Source organism: Rhodopseudomonas sp. (assembly GCF_036404135.1).
Classification (GTDB): domain Bacteria; phylum Pseudomonadota; class Alphaproteobacteria; order Rhizobiales; family Xanthobacteraceae; genus Rhodopseudomonas_A.
This window is the reverse complement of sequence record NZ_DASWPE010000197.1, coordinates 15,786-31,547: the sequence shown is the minus strand read 5'-3', so window position 1 is coordinate 31,547 and position 15,762 is coordinate 15,786. Positions and strand designations below refer to the sequence as shown.

17 protein-coding genes, 1 tRNA gene and 1 pseudogene are annotated in these 15,762 nt (G+C 65.1%); 12 read left to right on the top strand and 7 right to left on the bottom strand.

What is annotated here, in order from left to right:
* Positions 1–40: 40 nt before the first annotated feature.
* The gene (locus VGC77_RS21660) at positions 41–1,894 is read right to left on the bottom strand and encodes an alkaline phosphatase family protein (protein ID WP_331173617.1); all 1,854 of its coding nucleotides are present in this window, start codon (positions 1,892–1,894) and stop codon (positions 41–43) included.
* Between the two features lie 158 nt (positions 1,895–2,052).
* Here VGC77_RS21660 and VGC77_RS21655 point away from each other — a divergent pair, with 158 nt between their 5' ends.
* The 3 genes from VGC77_RS21655 to VGC77_RS21645 are packed head-to-tail and all read left to right on the top strand — an operon-like array spanning position 2,053 to position 5,238.
* Positions 2,053–4,068: an acetyl/propionyl/methylcrotonyl-CoA carboxylase subunit alpha gene (locus VGC77_RS21655; protein WP_331173616.1), complete on the top strand. Its 2,016-nt coding sequence runs from the start codon at positions 2,053–2,055 to the stop codon at positions 4,066–4,068.
* Positions 4,069–4,072: 4 nt separating this feature from the next.
* Positions 4,073–4,939, top strand: a complete 867-nt coding sequence (locus VGC77_RS21650) for an isocitrate lyase/PEP mutase family protein (RefSeq protein WP_331173615.1) — start codon at positions 4,073–4,075, stop codon at positions 4,937–4,939.
* The gene (locus VGC77_RS21645) at positions 4,939–5,238 is read left to right on the top strand and encodes an acylphosphatase (protein WP_331173614.1); all 300 of its coding nucleotides are present in this window, start codon (positions 4,939–4,941) and stop codon (positions 5,236–5,238) included. Before VGC77_RS21650 ends, VGC77_RS21645 begins: the two co-directional genes overlap by 1 nt.
* 34 nt (positions 5,239–5,272) lie before the next feature.
* Here the strand turns inward: VGC77_RS21645 and lipB are convergent, their stop codons facing one another.
* Positions 5,273–5,974 (bottom strand): lipoyl(octanoyl) transferase LipB, encoded by a 702-nt coding sequence (gene lipB, locus VGC77_RS21640; RefSeq protein WP_331173613.1) that lies wholly within the window; start codon positions 5,972–5,974, stop codon positions 5,273–5,275.
* A 59-nt stretch (positions 5,975–6,033) separates the two neighbouring features.
* On the opposite strand from lipB, the gene VGC77_RS21635 reads away from it, so the two are divergent.
* Both VGC77_RS21635 and VGC77_RS21630 read left to right on the top strand, forming a co-directional pair.
* Complete coding sequence (locus tag VGC77_RS21635) at positions 6,034–6,276, top strand: FliM/FliN family flagellar motor switch protein (RefSeq protein ID WP_011473777.1); 243 nt, start codon at positions 6,034–6,036, stop codon at positions 6,274–6,276.
* Between the two features lie 87 nt (positions 6,277–6,363).
* Positions 6,364–6,448 (top strand) — tRNA-Leu (locus VGC77_RS21630).
* A 26-nt stretch (positions 6,449–6,474) separates the two neighbouring features.
* Here the strand turns inward: VGC77_RS21630 and VGC77_RS21625 are convergent.
* From VGC77_RS21625 to VGC77_RS21610, 4 genes are all read right to left on the bottom strand, one after another.
* Entirely contained in the window at positions 6,475–7,161 is a 687-nt protein-coding gene (locus VGC77_RS21625; RefSeq protein WP_331173612.1) for a hypothetical protein, read from the bottom strand.
* A 166-nt stretch (positions 7,162–7,327) separates the two neighbouring features.
* Positions 7,328–7,570, bottom strand: coding sequence for a rhodanese-like domain-containing protein (locus tag VGC77_RS21620; protein ID WP_331173661.1), 243 nt, complete (start codon positions 7,568–7,570; stop codon positions 7,328–7,330).
* A gap of 155 nt (positions 7,571–7,725) precedes the next feature.
* Positions 7,726–8,103 (bottom strand): rhodanese-like domain-containing protein, encoded by a 378-nt coding sequence (locus tag VGC77_RS21615; protein ID WP_331173611.1) that lies wholly within the window; start codon positions 8,101–8,103, stop codon positions 7,726–7,728.
* A gap of 40 nt (positions 8,104–8,143) precedes the next feature.
* Complete coding sequence (locus VGC77_RS21610; RefSeq protein ID WP_331173610.1) at positions 8,144–8,347, bottom strand: DUF2892 domain-containing protein; 204 nt, start codon at positions 8,345–8,347, stop codon at positions 8,144–8,146.
* A gap of 111 nt (positions 8,348–8,458) precedes the next feature.
* On the opposite strand from VGC77_RS21610, the gene VGC77_RS21605 reads away from it, so the two are divergent.
* The 5 genes and pseudogenes from VGC77_RS21605 (at position 8,459) to VGC77_RS21585 (ending at position 14,337) form a co-directional block, all read left to right on the top strand.
* Positions 8,459–8,779, top strand: coding sequence for a metalloregulator ArsR/SmtB family transcription factor (locus VGC77_RS21605; protein ID WP_331173660.1), 321 nt, complete (start codon positions 8,459–8,461; stop codon positions 8,777–8,779).
* Positions 8,780–8,853: 74 nt separating this feature from the next.
* Positions 8,854–9,843, top strand: a complete 990-nt coding sequence (locus tag VGC77_RS21600) for an efflux RND transporter periplasmic adaptor subunit (RefSeq protein WP_331173609.1) — start codon at positions 8,854–8,856, stop codon at positions 9,841–9,843.
* Positions 9,840–13,082 (top strand): efflux RND transporter permease subunit, encoded by a 3,243-nt coding sequence (locus VGC77_RS21595; protein WP_331173608.1) that lies wholly within the window; start codon positions 9,840–9,842, stop codon positions 13,080–13,082. Before VGC77_RS21600 ends, VGC77_RS21595 begins: the two co-directional genes overlap by 4 nt.
* A gap of 134 nt (positions 13,083–13,216) precedes the next feature.
* Positions 13,217–13,587 (top strand): annotated as a pseudogene (locus tag VGC77_RS21590) (rhodanese-like domain-containing protein).
* A 402-nt stretch (positions 13,588–13,989) separates the two neighbouring features.
* A complete protein-coding gene (locus VGC77_RS21585; protein ID WP_331173607.1) occupies positions 13,990–14,337 on the top strand; it encodes a hypothetical protein in 348 nt (115 codons plus the stop codon).
* 42 nt (positions 14,338–14,379) lie between these two features.
* Here VGC77_RS21585 and VGC77_RS21580 read toward each other — a convergent pair whose 3' ends face one another.
* Positions 14,380–14,739, bottom strand: coding sequence for an aldo/keto reductase (locus VGC77_RS21580; protein WP_331173659.1), 360 nt, complete (start codon positions 14,737–14,739; stop codon positions 14,380–14,382).
* Positions 14,740–14,771: 32 nt separating this feature from the next.
* Between VGC77_RS21580 and VGC77_RS21575 the strand changes: the two genes are divergently transcribed.
* The gene (locus VGC77_RS21575; RefSeq protein WP_331173606.1) at positions 14,772–15,287 is read left to right on the top strand and encodes a hypothetical protein; all 516 of its coding nucleotides are present in this window, start codon (positions 14,772–14,774) and stop codon (positions 15,285–15,287) included.
* A 171-nt stretch (positions 15,288–15,458) separates the two neighbouring features.
* Positions 15,459–15,641, top strand: coding sequence for a hypothetical protein (locus VGC77_RS21570; RefSeq protein ID WP_331173605.1), 183 nt, complete (start codon positions 15,459–15,461; stop codon positions 15,639–15,641).
* Positions 15,642–15,762 lie beyond the last annotated feature (121 nt).

Below are 15,762 nucleotides of genomic sequence, written 5' to 3'. Positions count from 1 at the left end.
ATCGCCATTTTGGCGATTCCACATTTAAGCTACTGGCGGGCTATTGGCCCGCCGTTTTTTGTTTGTCGGGGTCGAGCCCGAGCGTGCGGCCGGGAAAACCGGCGACGTCGAAATAGCGCTGGCTGCCGACCCGCTGGAATTTCAGCACGGTGCGCAACCCGCTGAGATCGCGCTGCGAGCGCAGGCTCTCGCTGGTGGCCTGCGGGGTGGCGCCGTTCGGCATCGCCTCGGTGATCACCCGGCCGATCAGATGGCCGTTGGATTTCGGCGCGAGGTTGAGAAGCTTCGCCGCGGTGATGCCGACATCGGCGTTGCTGACCGGCAGCCGATCGACGTAACCGGCTTTGAAATCCGGGCCGATCGCCGCCATGAAGTTCATGGTGTCGCCGCGGCTGAAGCTGCCATGCATGCCCTGGCCCTGCCGCAGCACGGTGTCGGCGATCTCCACCGAGCACGCCGTCGGCTCGTCGCAGCCGCTGGCATAGGAGCGGAAATTCACCACGATCGCCGGGTGCGGCGTCACCGCCTGGCCCTGCAGGTTGAGCGCCGACATCGGCAGTGCGCCGGGGAAGCGGCCGAGCGCATCGTCGACGAAGATGCCGCTGACGTAGTCCTGCGCCAGCAGCGCCTTGACGGTGCGCGCCGCCAGCTTGCGGTCGGCGTTCGGCAGATAGATCAGGTCGGAGCCGCCATTGGTGGCGACCACCAAGTCGGGCTTGGTGGGGTCGGCGCCGAGCACGCCGTTGCCGGCCTTCGGGCTGACATTGTCGCCGACCGGGGCGTTCTTATTGTTGGGGTCGAACAGCGGCAGCTTGAGCTCTTTGGCAAGGTCGATGGCGAGGAAGCCGAGCGGCAGCAAGCCGGCCGGGGTGTCGGGATAATTGCCCTTCACCGTGGGGCTGGTCTTGCTTTCCTTGGAGATCGTCGAGAAGCCGTGGTCGGCCGAGACGATGATGTTGGTGGACGCACTGAGCCCGAGTTCGTCCAGCGCCTTGCGCAATTGCGCCAGGTTGTTGTCGGCGTTCCGGATCGCGGCGAGCGAGGTCGGGCCGTTGATGCCCGGGGTCACGCTGTTCAGGCTGTCGCCGTTGTTATGCTGGGTGCCGTCGGGATCGCGCGACCAGTACACCAGCACGAACGGCTTGTTGCGGGCCTTGAACAGCGGCAGCACCACCTTGGCGGCGACGTCGGCCATATAGGCCTGCTGCGCGATGTTGGCGGTGACGGTGCCGGGCGTCTTGGCGTCGCCGGCCTTGCCGTTGTCGCCGCGCGAGGGGGCAGCCAGCGGCAGCCCGGCGGCGCCGAGCGCAGCCTTGATCTCGTCCGACAACGGAATGCCGATCAATTGCCCGTCCTTGTCGAGCGCGCCGGTCTGGTCGTCGAGGATGATGGTCTTGGTGCCGCTGCGTTCGGTGTGGTCGAACAGTAAGGTCGGGCCGAGCTTGCCGATCGCCGCGGTGCTGTATCCGGCGTCGCGCGCCGCCTTCAGAATCGTCTCTTCATTGAGGAAGTCGCCGTTGAAGGCCTCGTCGACGTCGCGCAGCACCTGATCGTGTTCGATGAACGGCACCACGCTGCCGTTCTGAGCTGCGGTCGGGTGGCCGGTGTAGATCGAATTGCTGAACGCGCCGGTATCGCCGAGATAGTGCCCGGTGGACATGCCCGAGGCATTGGCCATGGTGAAGGTCGGGAACAGCGAGTGCGGGTTACTGAAATTGACCCCCTTGTCGCGGATCTCGGCCATCGCTGGCGCGGTGTCCGGCTTCACCGTCAATGCCCGCAGCCCGTCGGGCACGAACAGAATCAGGTTCCGAGGCGGGCTGTTCTGCGCGACAGCGGTGAGGGTTGACGCGCCGATCAGCGCGGCGGACAGCATCGCGACGGCGGTGCGCATGCGAATTCTCTCCAAAAGTAGGGTCCCGGAAGCCCGGGCTCGGGCAATATTTAGTTTTTTCGCGCGACAAAATTGTTACAACGTGTCCCGCACGCCCAGATAGGCCTCCCGCTCGGGGAGCGCCGTCCACCTTTCCAAGGTTGCAAGCAAACAAGCACATGTTCAAACGTATTCTGATCGCCAACCGCGGCGAAATCGCCTGCCGGGTCATCAAGACCGCCTGTCGCATGGGTATCGAGACCGTCGCCGTTTATTCGGAGGCCGACCGCGATGCGCTGCACGTCGAGATGGCCGATCATGCCGTCCTGATCGGACCGCCGGCCGCCTCAGAGAGCTATCTGGTGATGGAGAAGATCATCGAGGCCTGCAAAAAGACCGGCGCCGAAGCGGTGCACCCGGGTTACGGCTTCCTGTCCGAGCGCGAGGCGTTTGCAGTGGCGCTGGCGGAAGCCGGCATCGTCTTCATCGGTCCCAATCCCGGCGCGATCGCCGCGATGGGCGACAAGATCGAATCCAAGAAGGCCGCGGCCGCGGCCAACGTCTCGACCGTGCCGGGCTTTCTCGGCGTCATCGAGGACGAAAAGCACGCCGTGAAGATCGCCGATCAGATCGGCTATCCGGTGATGATCAAGGCCTCCGCCGGCGGCGGCGGCAAGGGCATGCGGATCGCGCATTCCACCTCCGAGGTCGCCGAAGGCTTCGGGCTCGCCAAGGCCGAGGCCAAGGCCTCGTTCGGCGACGACCGGGTGTTCATCGAGAAATTCATCGTCGACCCGCGCCACATCGAAATCCAGGTGCTCGGCGACAAGCACGGTAACGTCATCTATCTCGGCGAGCGCGAATGCTCGATCCAGCGCCGCAATCAGAAGGTGATCGAAGAGGCGCCATCGCCGCTGCTCGACGAAACCACGCGGCGCAAGATGGGCGAACAGGCGGTGGCGCTCGCCAAGGCGGTGAACTACGATTCCGCCGGCACCGTTGAGTTCGTCGCCGGCCAGGACAAGAGCTTCTACTTCCTGGAGATGAACACCCGGCTACAGGTCGAACATCCGGTCACCGAAATGGTCACCGGCATCGATCTGGTCGAGCAGATGATCCGGGTCGCGGCCGGCGAAAAGCTGCAACTGGCGCAGAAGGACGTCACGCTGACCGGCTGGGCGGTGGAGTCGCGGGTCTATGCCGAGGACCCGTTCCGCAACTTCCTGCCCTCGATCGGCCGGCTGGTGAAGTATCGCCCGCCGAAGGAGAGCTCGCACAACGGCATCACCGTGCGCAACGACACCGGCGTGCAGGAAGGCGGCGAGATCGCCATCTTCTACGATCCGATGATCGCCAAGCTCGTCACCCACGCGCCGTCGCGCGCCGCCGCGATCGAGGCGCAGGCCCATGCGCTCGACGCCTTCTACATCGACGGCATCCGCCACAACATTCCGTTCCTGTCGGCGCTGATGACGCATCCGCGCTGGCGCGAAAGCAATCTGTCCACCGGCTTCATCGCCGAGGAATTCCCCAAGGGCTTCACCGCGCGGGTGCCGGAGGGCGAAATCGCCCGCCGCATCGCCGCGGTGGGGGCTGCGATCGACCGCGTGATCGGCGAGCGCAAGCGCAAGATCTCCGGCCAGATGATCGGCCGCGCGGTGATCCGCGAACGCCGCCGCTGCGTCTGGCTGGAGCGCAGCGAAGTGCCGCTCGACGTCACCCGCGAAGGCGAGGGCTTCGTGGTGCGCTTCGTCGGTGCCGACGGCACCATGGGGCAGCCGCATCTGTTGCTGTCGCCGTGGATTCCCGGCGATCCGGTGTGGCACGGCACCATCGACGGGCGGCCGGTCGCGGTGCAGGTGCGGCCGATCCCCAACGGGGTGCGGCTGGCGCATCACGGCTTCGAGGTCGCGGTCAACGTGTTCACCGAACGCGAGGCGTCGGCGGCGCGCTGGATGCTGGTCGGCAACAAGGCCGACACCGGCAAGAAGGTGCTGTGCCCGATGCCGGGCCTGGTGGTGTCGATCGCGGTGGCCGAGGGCCAGGAGATCAAGGCCGGCGAAACGCTGGCAATCGTCGAGGCGATGAAGATGCAGAACGTGCTGCGCGCCGAACGCGACGGCGTGGTGAAGAAGATCCACGCTGCTCCCGGCGCGACGCTGGCGGTCGACGCCGTGATCCTCGAATTCGCGTGATGCCATGACCTGGCGCAGCCGCCGCGAAGCGTTACGCGCGATCCTGTCGGGATCGCGTTGCGCGCGGCCGGCGTCGGTGTATGACGCGCTGTCGATGCGGATCGCCGAGGATCTCGGCTTCGAGGTCGGGATGTTCGGCGGCTCGGTGGCCTCATTGGCGATCCTCGGCGATCCGGACATCGCGTTGATCACGCTGTCCGAACTCGCCGAGCAGATGCGGCGGATGGCGCGGGCGGCGGCGCTGCCCGTATTGGTCGATGCCGATCACGGCTACGGCAACGCGCTGAACGTGCGCCGCACCGTGCAGGAGCTGGAGGGCGCCGGCGCCGCCGGCCTCACCATCGAGGATACGCTGTTGCCGCAGCCGTTCGGCGAGGACAGGCCGCAACTGATTTCGCGCGAGGAGGGGCTCGGCAAGATCAAGGCGTCGCTCGACGCCCGCGGCGATCCGACGCTGGTGATCGTCGGCCGCACCGCGGCGCTGTCGATCTCTTCTCTTGGCGACGCGATCGATCGGGCGCGGGCCTATGAGGCCGCCGGCGTCGACGCGCTGTTCTTCACCGGGGTGAAAACCAGGGCGCAGCTCGAGGCCATCAGTGCGGCGACGACGCTGCCGCTGCTGCTCGGCGGGCCGTCCGACGAAGTCTGCGATGCCGACTATCTCACCGCGCGGCGGGTGCGCATCGCGGTGCAAGGTCACGCCCCGATCGCAGCGGCCACCCAGGCGGTGTTCGAGACCTTGAAGGCGGTGGCCGAAGGCACGCCGCCCGCCCAGTTGAAGGGGCTGGCGTCGTCCGATCTGATGGACTGGCTGACCCGTGCGGCGCTGGTGAAGCAGCGCGGCGCGAGCTTTCTCGGGCTGAAGCGCTGATGAGCGTGGTGATCCGCCTGGTTGCGGTGCAGGGCCGGGTGCAGGGCGTCGGCTACCGCGCCTTTGTCGAATGGGAGGCGAGCGGCCGCGATCTCGAAGGCTGGGTGCGCAACCGCCGCGACGGCAGCGTCGAGGCGCTGTTCGCCGGACCCGCGGAGGCCGTGGCCGAGGTGATCGCACGCTGCCGGCGCGGACCTTCATCCGCCCATGTCACCAGGCTCGACGAGCAACCGGCCGCCGCCGCCGCGCTCGATCTGCGGCGGCCGGGCGAACGCTTCTCCACGCTGCCGACGCTGTGAGCCTGCGAGTCGCTTTCTCGGTCAGACTCTCAGGCTATCGCGGGCCGAAAATGTCTTCGAACGCCTGGCGCAGCGCGACGTCGACATCCTGCATCGTCACCGGCAGGCCGAGATCGACCAGGCTGGTGACGCCGTAGTGTGGATCGCTGACGCCGCAGGGCACGATCGCGGAGAAATGCGCGAGCTCCGGCTCGACATTGATGGCGATGCCGTGAAACGACACCCAGCGCCTGAGCCGCACCCCGATCGCCGCGATCTTGTCCTCGCAGCCTGTGCCCTTGTCGGGACGCGCCACCCAGACCCCGACGCGGTCCTCGCGGCGCTCGCCTTTGACGTTGAAATGGGCCAGCGTGCCGATGATCCATTGCTCCAGCCCGGCGACATAGGCGCGCACATCCGGCCGCCGCCGCTTCAGGTCGAGCATCACATAGGCCACGCGCTGGCCGGGGCCGTGATAGGTGATCTGGCCGCCGCGGCCGCTGGCAAAGATCGGGAAGCGCGGATCGAGCAGGTCTTTGGCGTTGCCGCTGGTGCCCGAGGTGTAGAGCGGCGGATGCTCCAACAGCCACACCAGCTCCGGCGCCTTGCCTTCGGCGATCGCCGCCGCCCGGGCCTCCATCGCGGCGACCGCGTCGGGATAGGGCACCCGCGCATCGGACACTTGCCAGGCCACCGCAGGCTGCCCCGGCGGCAGCGCAAGCGGCCGCAGATCAAGGGTTTCGCGCTCGTTAAGCATTGCTTCACCATAACGTGGTGTTGTCGGCCGGCAATCTCGCATGGTGAGTTTGATCCGCAGTGCCGACACTCGATAAAGTTTCCGTCGATCTGATGGTGGTCCTCGGAACCACCTCCATGCCGATTCATCAGGTGCTGCGGCTGAGCCGCGGCGCCATCATCGAGTTGGACGCCACCGAAGCCGACGAGGTCAAGATCCTCGCCAACAACATGCCGATCGCCAGCGGCATGGTGCTGGTGGATCGCAACCGCATTGCGGTCGAAGTCAAGCGAATGTTGCCGCGATCCCCGGATCGAAGGTAAGCCAACGCGGGGCCTTGTCGCCTCATCATTGATTTGTTACATGGGCGCCGTTGCTCCGGTCGGGCGCGAGCCCTGGACCGCGATCACGCGCTCGTGGCGGAATTGGTAGACGCGCTGCCTTGAGGTGGCAGTGAGTAAAATCGTGGGGGTTCGAGTCCCTCCGAGCGCACCACAAACCCACGATCAGCCTTGAAAACCCTACATTTTTTTGCGGAAATTACCCGGGAATGTTACCATTCCGTTCCGGCTTGACGTTCCCGCCCTGTTCGCCTCCGGCGGCGCCAAGAAATCCTCCGGCGAGCCGTCCTCATCGAACGCCACGATCTTGTCCATCCCGGCCATCCCGAGCTTCTCCCGATTCGCCTGAGCGATGTGGTGCGCCGGCATCTTCGGATCGGTCCAGCCGAACATCGCCATCATCTGGCTCTCGGTGCAGTCGGCGTAGGCCGCGACCTCGGCGCGGGCCTTGTGCACGCCATGGCAGCTTTTCTTGCGCTCATTCACCCCCGCCAGCACTGCGTACTTCTTGAATTTTGCCGCCCACGCTTTCTTCTTCATCGGCTGCACGCGGCCGCACACTAACCTGCCGGTGAAGACCTCCGCGCCGATGATCCCCGCGGCACGCGCCGCCTGCAAGCTTTCGGCAAATTCGGGGTGCACCGGCACCGTGACGGTGGTGTTACGCCGGCTTTTCTCGGTCGCAATCTGCACCGCCATCTTGCGCACGATCTGACGCAGATGCGGCGGGCCGAAGCGATAGGCGTCGCCAAGCCGCAAGAAAGTATAGTGCAGAATGTCGAACATCAGCCGCGCCGTGATCGCAGGCAGCGCCGGCGCCGGCTTCGTCAGCCGCGTGGCCACGCGCGGCGTGCGGACGGTTGCCACTGCCGAAACCGATCCGGCGGTCGCCGTCGAGCGCTTTCTCGCCGGTACGCTTGTTCCGCCGGCACCCCATGATCATGGCGGAGCAGGCGGTTGCGACTGCAATTGCTCCGGACCCCTGAGCCAGACGCTGCCGGACGGCGTCTTGGCTGACTGCGCAGATTGCGCCTTACGCGACGCTTCCGTTGCGCGACCGCCATCCAGACATGCCGCCCGGATAGTGTCGAACATCCAGTCGCCCGGCGGCGCGTGCGCGTCGCAATGCGGTCGCTGATCGTCCGCCAGCCTGACAGATCGGGACAATCGGCTTGCTTGTTGGAATCCGCGCGGCATCAAAACATGACAAGGGAAGATTGACCGCACCAGAGATATGCCCACTGGCATATTCGCGAGCCTCGCGCACGTCGACGATGGTGCATGCGCCGTCCTAATGGGACCGTTGCAATTCCGCGAAGTCGACAGAGGGGACACTGACCATCGAACTCAGCTTCTTCAGCAATTTCGAATAGATGACTCTGCCCTTTTTGGCGATGAAAGAAATCGAGCAAACACCGGGACCGAGCTGTCTCAGCCCCTTTCGATTTCACCACCGGCGTCGAGCCAGGCCTTGAAGCCGCCGAGGTTGCGGACGTTGCCGTAACCCATCTCGAGAAGGGTCTTGCCGGCGAGCGCTGCGCGTCCTCCGGAGGCGCAGTAGGTGACCATCGTCTTGGCGCGATCGAACGCCGCATCGTGCAGAGGGGAGGTCGGGTCTGCGCGAAATTCGATCAGACCTCGCGGGACGGCCAGCGCTCCTGGCACCTTGCCTGACGCGGCGATCTCAGCCGGTTCGCGCACGTCGAGAAACAAGACGTCGGCCCAACCGAGCATTCCCCTGGCTTCCTCGGCGGTGATACGCGGCACCGCGGCTTCGGCGTCCGCCAGCATCGTTTGGACGGTCTTCATTGGAATGTCTCCGTTGTTTGGGCACGCGGCACCAGGGGCATCACGAAAAGGCGCAGCCGCTGCGCGCTCTGAGCTTCTTGAATACGATTGCGGCGGGACAGAAGCCGGTGAACGACGCCTGAATCATGTTCACCCCGGCAAAGGCCGGCAGCAGCAGCCAATACGGGCTGACGAACCAGCCGAGACCAAGTCCGATAAGGACGACAGTGCCAGCGAAGCCGAGCACAGCCTGATCGATGTTCATCTGGCATCTCCCTCTCTCAATGATCCGGGGCCGCAGCGCCGGGTTGGAATTAGTCTTGACGTATATTCGTATATCTGTATATATTCAACAATGAATTTTGAAATCGAAGCCATGGAAGCTGCGGCGGATCGGGCCTGCGACCTGCTGAAGGCGCTATCCAACCGCCACCGGCTGATGATCATCTGCCAGTTGGTTGACGGCGAACGCTCCGTAGGAGATCTCGCTGAAGCCCTTGGGTTGCGGGATTCGACGGTGTCTCAGCATCTCGCCTTGCTGCGCAAGGACGGCCTGGTGGCCGCGCGGCGCGACGCCCAGACGATTTATTATTCGATCGTCAGCGCACCGGCGCGCGAGGTGCTGACCACGCTTTATCGGGTGTATTGCCCGCCGGCGACAGGCGCCAAACCCGGCAAGAGATCCTCGAAGAGGTAGCGCGGATTGCGTGCCTGACGGAGCGGTCCGCTCGGCCAATGAACGGTCGGGCTGTGATTTCGATTGAGGTGCATATGCGTAGTGTGACGACAGCCGGTCTTCTGGCCGCAGCGATCCTCGGCGCGTCGGCGGCCCATTGCGAGAACTTCTCGGTCGCCCCGCGGCAGATCGCCGACGAGAAGGCGGTGTTTGCCACCGTGGAAAGCGTCAGCGTGGTGCCGGCCCGCAGCCGGATCGGCGGAACGGTGGTGACGCTCAGCGTTCGCGAAGGCGACAGCGTGAAGCGCGGCCAGTCCATCGCCGCCGTTGGAGACGACAAGCTGGCGCTTCAGATCAAGGCGCTGGACGCGCAGATCGATGCGCTGCAGGCACAATCCAACCAGGCGCAGATCGATTTTACGCGGGTCGAGGGGCTCGTCGAGCGCGGCACGCTGCCGCGCACCAAACTCGACGAGGCCCGCACCGCGCTCAATGTCGCGGAGAACGGCTTGCGGGCGCGGACCGCGGAGCGGGCGGTGGTGCAGCAGCAAACCAGCGAGGGCCAGGTTCTGGCGCCGGCCGATGGTCGCGTGCTGAAGAAATCGGTCGCGGTCGGATCGGTCGTGCTGCCCGGCGATGCCGTGGCGATGATCGCTCAGCAGGATTTCAAGCTGCGGCTGCGGGTGCCGGAACGTCATGCCCGCTTGCTGAAGGCGGGTGACCCGATCCGGGTCGATGGCGCCGAATTCGGCGACCAGGCCTCGAAGGCCGGCGTGATCGATCTGGTCTATCCGCAGATCGAGGACGGCCGCGTGATCGCGGACGCCACCGTGCCAAATCTCGGCGAGTATTTTGTCGGCGACCGGCTCCGGGTGTGGATCTCCGGTGGCGAGCGCAAGGCCTTCGTCATCCCAGCGCGCTATCTGACTACGCGGTTCGGCATCGACTATGTGCAGATCAAGGAAGCAGCCCGCGCCGTCAGCGTGCCAGTGCAGCGCGGCCGTGATGTGCCGAGTCCGGAACTACCCGACGGCATCGAAATCTTATCCGGCATTCGCGCAGGCGACCAATTGGTGCAGCCGTGAATCTTGGATTCTCCGGCCGGCTGACCCGCGCCACCATCGTTTCGCCGCTCACGCCGCTGTTTCTGATCGCCTCGCTGGTCGTCGGCCTGATCGCGCTGGCCGCGATCCCGCGCGAGGAGGAGCCGCAGATCAGCGTGCCGATGGTCGATATCCGTGTCAACGCCGACGGGCTGCGCGCGCCTGACGCGGTCGAACTGGTCTCCAAGCCGCTCGAGACCATCGTCAAGAGCATCGACGGCGTCGAGCACGTCTACAGCCAGACCGAGGACGACCGCGTGCTGGTCACCGCGCGGTTCCTGGTCGGCACCAAGGCCGAGGACGCCATCCTGCGCGTTCACGAAAAGATCCGCGCCAATTTCGACCGGATTCCGGTCGGCATCGCCGAGCCGTTGATCGTCGGCCGCGGCATCAACGACGTTGCCGTGACCGTGCTGACCTTGTCGCCGAAGCCGGAAGTCGCGGATCGCTGGACTGACAAGGACCTCTATGAGTTGGCCGACAAGCTGCGCGCCGAACTGATGAAGGTCGACAGCATCGGCCTGACCTACATTTCCGGCGGCAGCGCCCAGCAGATCCGGGTGGAGCCGGATCCGGAAAAGCTCTCGCTGTTCGGCGTCACGCTGCAGCAGCTGGTCGGCAAGGTGAAAGACGCCAATCGCTCGTTCCTGGCCGGCTCGGTTCGCGATGCGGGGCTGGTGAGCAGCGTCTCGGTCGGCCAGACGTTGAGCGGGATCCCGGACATCGGTCTGTTGCTGATCTCGACCCGCGACGGGCGGCCCGTCTATGTCAAGGATGTTGCCTCAGTGGTGATCGGCCCCAACGCCGCCGAGCACCGGGTCTGGAACGATGCGCGCGATGGCAAAGGCAATTGGACGCGCACCCCCGCGGTCAGTCTGGCGCTGGCCAAGCGGGCCGGCGCGAATGCGGTGGTGGTTTCAGAACAGATCGCGCACCGCTTGGAGGGGCTGAAATCCAGGCTGATCCCCGACGACGTCGTGGTCACCGTCACCCGCGACTATGGCGAGACCGCCAACGATAAAGCCAACGAGTTGCTGCTGCATCTCGGCATCGCCACGTTCTCGATCGTGGTGCTGATCGCGGTCGTGATCGGCTGGCGCGAGGCGGTGGTCACCGCGGTGGTGATTCCAACCACGATCCTGTTGACGCTGTTGGCCGCCAATCTGATGGGCTACACCATCAACCGCGTCAGCCTGTTCGCGCTGATCTTTTCCATCGGCATCCTGGTCGATGATGCCATCGTGGTGGTCGAGAACATCGCGCGGCACTGGGCGATGAAAGACGGCCGGCCGCGCTTGCAGGCGACCATCGAAGCCGTTGCTGAAGTCGGCAACCCCACCGTGGTGGCGACGCTCACCGTTGTCGCTGCACTGCTGCCGATGCTGTTCGTGTCTGGGCTGATGGGGCCCTATATGGCGCCGATCCCGGCCAATGCTTCGGCGGCAATGCTGTTCTCGTTTGTCGTTGCGATGGTGGTGGCGCCGTGGTTGATGCTGAAGCTTGCCCCGAAGGAGGGGGCGCGCGACAGCTACGCTGCGCACGATGAGGGAGCGCTCGGCCGGCTGTATCGACAGATCGCCACGCCGATCGTCAGCAGCAAACGATCGGCCTGGATCTTTCTGATCGGCGTCGGCGTCGCCACGCTGCTGTCGATGACGTTATTCTACACCAAATCCGTCACCGTGAAGTTGCTGCCGTTCGACAACAAATCCGAAATCGCGGTCATGGTCGACCTGCCGGAAGGCGCCAGCCTCGAGGCCACGGAGCGGACGTTGTTCGCCGCAGCCGATGTCGCCCGCGGCCTGCCGGAAATCACCTCGGTGCAATCCTTCGCCGGCACGCCTGCGCCGTTCAACTTCAACGGTCTGGTGCGCCACTATTACCTGCGCGAGCGGCCTGAACTCGGCGAATTGCAGTTGAATCTCGCGGCTCGCGCCGACCGCAAGCGGGCCAGCCACGCCATCGCGCTCGACCTGCGCCGGCGGCTGACGGCGGTCAATGTGCCGGCCGGCACCAGCATCAAGGTGGTGGAAGTGCCGCCCGGACCGCCGGTGCTGGCAACATTGCTCGCGGAAATCTATGGCCCCGACGCTGCGACGCGCCGTGCCGTCACTGCGGAGATGAAAAAGCTGTTCGCCGAGGTGCCGTTCATCGTCGATATCGACGACTCGATTGGCGAGAAGCGGCCGCGGCTGCGGCTGTCGATCGATCAGGACCGGCTGGAATTCTTCGGTGTCGAGCAGCGCGACGTCTACGACACCATTCAGACGCTGTTCGGTGGCGTCTCCATTGGATATTCGCATCGCGGCGAAGACCGCAACCCGATCGAGATCGCGGTGCGGCTCCCCAAGCGTGATCTGGCCTGGACCGAGGCCTTGGCCTCGACGCCGGTGCCGGCCAATACGCTCCCAGGCAGCAAGACCGTCGTCGAACTCGGGCAGGTGATGAACGCCAGCATGGACCAAGGCGCGCCGACGATTTTCCGCCGCGACGGCCGGTCCGCCGACATGGTGATGGCCGAACTGGCGGGGCGCTATGAGGCGCCGCTCTACGGCATGCTCGAGGTTGCCAAGCGGATCGACGCGCATGACTGGGGCGCGCTGCCGAAGCCCCAGATCAGCATGCATGGTCAACCGGCCGACGAATCGCAACCGACGCTGCTGTGGGACGGCGAATGGGAAATCACCTACGTTACCTTCCGCGACATGGGCGCGGCGTTCGGCGCCGCGATCCTCGGCATCTACGTGCTGGTGGTGGCCCAGTTCCGTAGCTTCCGGCTGCCGCTGGTGGTGCTGACACCGATCCCGCTGACGCTGATAGGCATTCTGATTGGGCACTGGCTGCTCGGCGCGGCGTTCACCGCGACCTCGATGATCGGCTTCATTGCGCTGGCCGGCATCATCGTGCGCAACTCGATCCTGCTGGTCGACTTCATTCACCACAGCGGCGGGGAGGGGAAGTCGCTTCGCGACGTGGTGCTGCAGGCCGGAGCGGTGCGCTTCAAGCCGATCCTGCTGACTGCTCTGGCCGCGATGATCGGCGCCGCCACCATCCTGCTTGACCCGATCTTCCAGGGATTGGCGATTTCGCTGCTGTTCGGGCTGGCGTCATCGACGCTGTTGACCGTTCTCGTCATTCCGGCGATCTACATCGCGCTGCGGGACAAACCCGCCGAACCAACTTCCGCCGTATCGGCGCGCGTGCCGGAAGCTGACCGCTGAGAAAGACATGCCAATGATCTTGAATGAAACCGTGCGTTAATGTGTGGTCTTCCTGCTGGCGAAGGTTGCAGATCTCACTCGTCCGCCGCGTCGCGCTCGGATTCTCTGCCCTCATCTGCACCCCAGCGGTGCTAATTCCTCTCGCCGCTGTAGCCCAGCAAGTCAACGCTCCGCTCCAACGCCCGTCGCCGGTCCAGGATTTATCGCCGGCCGAGGTGGCCAAGGGGATTGCCGATGGACGCTACCTGCTGGTGGATGTCCGCGCACCTGAAGAAGTGGCGGCGGAAGCCCATCCCGATGCTATCAATCTCCCACTGTCGCGGTTCGATCCCAGGCTGATTCCGCATGCTCAGGGCATCAAGTGGTATTTGCATGCCGCTTCGGCAGGCGATCCACGGCTGCGTCACTGGCCGCCCAGGCCGCGGGCTTCGGTTACAGCAAGCAACTCGAAGAAGGTATTGAAGCTTGGAAGGCGGCGGGATTGCCGACGACGCGGGGCCATTGAGGTTGGTGGCCCCTTCGCAGCGTTCGAAGGGCGGCTCCATGGGTCAAGAGTTCAATAGGGTTGCCAGTATCAGATCGCCAGCACCGGGCGGGGCCGAAGCCGTGTTGCTTAAGGCCATGCGCACGACGTTGGCAGCAGTCGCGGACGCGCAGCCGGGGCAGTCTTCTGCATTGAGGTGAGCTAGAGCTATTCCGATTCTGATAGAATTAGAACCGGAGCTCTAGATTGTTATTTTGACGCGTTTTCTTCACGCGAACCGGGATCCACTTCGCTCGAGAACGCTTGAGCGGCGGTGGCGCGCCACCGCCCGGCTGATCTGCTCGCCGTCTCATAAGATTTTTTCGCTTCGCGGCGGCGGGCCGAGTTTGCTAAAATTGCCCGCATTCTGGTCGAGGACATGCCATGAAGCGTCTGCTGTTGCCCCTTGCCTTGTTGTATTCCGCCGCGGCGTCGGCACAGACCGCGCCGCCTACGGTCGGCGATCGACCGCTGCTGCAGGTCAAGCCGAAGGTCGTCGCCGCTGCCAAGCCCGGCAAGCCGCCGCTGCCGTCGCAGTTGCAGGCCTGCCTGGAGATCGAGGACGGCTCCCGCGAGCGGCTCGACTGCTACGACGCGGTGATCGCGCCGCAGCCGAAGCCGAAGCCGCCGAAGGTCAAGGCGGTGACCGACTGCCGCTTCACCAAGGAGCAGGACGAGCGGCTGAGCTGCTTCAACGGCTTCGTCGAAAAGCTGCAAAAGCCGCAGGGCTGAGCCGGCCGCAGCGGCGCCGGTGCCGAGCGAACGGCGCCCGCTTCAAGCGTTCAGGCCGACCTGGGCGGCTTGTGCATAGCGCTCGCCGGCCGCGGCGCCGGGCGGCAGCGCCGCGGCGATCGCCGCAAGTTCGGCAGACGACAGCGCGATCTCGGCCGCGCCGAGATTCTCTTCCAGCGCGACGATCCGCCGGGTGCCCGGGATCGGGATGATTTCGGGGCCCTGGTGCAGCAGCCAGGCGATCGCCAACTGGCCGGGCGTGCAGCCGTTGGCGGCGGCGAGATGCTTGGCTTGGCAACGACCCGTCACGGTGCGCGCATGCACTATCAGGGCACCGCTTGCTAAGCGATTTCTTCGCCTGCTGCGCGGCGAGGCTTGCAATCGCGGCCCGGCGCTACACATCCCCATGAACGAGATCAGGAGAGGGATCGGCCATGAAGTCGGGATGGATCGTGGGACTTGGCCTGGCGCTCAGCACGCCGGCATTCGCGGGCGGCGCGTCGTTCATCGACGGCGTCTGGGTCGGCAAGGGCACCTTCCAAATGGGCGATAAGGTGCATAGCTGCGGCGAGATCAAGATGAAATTCGTCGGCAGCGAGACCAGCTACCAAGTCCATGAAGCGCATATGGTGTGCGACGAACTCGGCAAGCAGACCTTCACCGAGATCGACAAATTCACCGTCGACAAGGACGGCACCATCACTTTCATAGAAGGCACCGCCACCAATCTGAAGCCCAATACCAAGGTCGGCGCGGTGAAGGGCAATTCGCTGGTGACGCTGAATCCGATCGACGACGTCAAGATCGACGACATCAAGATCCGGCTCGACGGCGAGGTGCTGATCTACGACCAGATCGCCAGCGCGCCGGGACAAACCCCGGACTATAGCCTGGTCGCGATCATGACCAAGGAGCCGCCGGCGAAGCAGGCGACCGGCGACAAGAAATAGTGGAACCCGGTTGGCACGATCGGGTTGCCTTCGGGACAGTACGGAGGTGTCAGCGGCATAGCATAGGAGTACCTTAATATCGCTGTGACCGGCGACACGGCGGGCAGCGGCGCAAACGGGGGCAGAGGCTATGAGCCAGATCGGATCGAACAACCGCGAAGGGTAGTCAGTATGATCTGCAGCGAACGCTCGACCCGGGTATTGCCGGGACTGTCCCAGGCGCTGTCATGGCTGCGCAGCGGATTGCCGCGGACCGAAGGCGCGCCGCAGCCGGTGCGGCCCCAGACCTCCACACTGACCCGGCCGCTGCGGCATCGTCCGACCGGCTCGGCCGGCAAACCGGCGGCGCGGTAAGGGACTTTATGACAGCGCGCCGTGTAGGTGATTTGCAGCATGGCGTGAAGCTGATCGGTTCACGCGAACCTCATCACTATGAGCGGCAGGAACCGAAGTGAGCCCGCCGCCGTTGGCCCCC

Bases quoted from the DNA above. Each gene is read 5' to 3' on its own strand.
- VGC77_RS21660 (WP_331173617.1), bottom strand. From the start codon at position 1,894: ATGCGCACCGCCGTCGCGATGCTGTCCGCCGCGCTGATCGGCGCGTCA.
- VGC77_RS21655 (WP_331173616.1), top strand. From the start codon at position 2,053: ATGTTCAAACGTATTCTGATCGCCAACCGCGGCGAAATCGCCTGCCGG.
- VGC77_RS21650 (WP_331173615.1), top strand. From the start codon at position 4,073: ATGACCTGGCGCAGCCGCCGCGAAGCGTTACGCGCGATCCTGTCGGGA.
- VGC77_RS21645 (WP_331173614.1), top strand. From the start codon at position 4,939: ATGAGCGTGGTGATCCGCCTGGTTGCGGTGCAGGGCCGGGTGCAGGGC.
- lipB (WP_331173613.1), bottom strand. From the start codon at position 5,974: ATGCTTAACGAGCGCGAAACCCTTGATCTGCGGCCGCTTGCGCTGCCG.
- VGC77_RS21615 (WP_331173611.1), bottom strand. From the start codon at position 8,103: ATGAAGACCGTCCAAACGATGCTGGCGGACGCCGAAGCCGCGGTGCCG.
- VGC77_RS21610 (WP_331173610.1), bottom strand. From the start codon at position 8,347: ATGAACATCGATCAGGCTGTGCTCGGCTTCGCTGGCACTGTCGTCCTT.
- VGC77_RS21605 (WP_331173660.1), top strand. From the start codon at position 8,459: ATGGAAGCTGCGGCGGATCGGGCCTGCGACCTGCTGAAGGCGCTATCC.
- VGC77_RS21600 (WP_331173609.1), top strand. From the start codon at position 8,854: ATGCGTAGTGTGACGACAGCCGGTCTTCTGGCCGCAGCGATCCTCGGC.
- VGC77_RS21585 (WP_331173607.1), top strand. From the start codon at position 13,990: ATGAAGCGTCTGCTGTTGCCCCTTGCCTTGTTGTATTCCGCCGCGGCG.
- VGC77_RS21580 (WP_331173659.1), bottom strand. From the start codon at position 14,739: ATGTGTAGCGCCGGGCCGCGATTGCAAGCCTCGCCGCGCAGCAGGCGA.
- VGC77_RS21575 (WP_331173606.1), top strand. From the start codon at position 14,772: ATGAAGTCGGGATGGATCGTGGGACTTGGCCTGGCGCTCAGCACGCCG.
- VGC77_RS21570 (WP_331173605.1), top strand. From the start codon at position 15,459: ATGATCTGCAGCGAACGCTCGACCCGGGTATTGCCGGGACTGTCCCAG.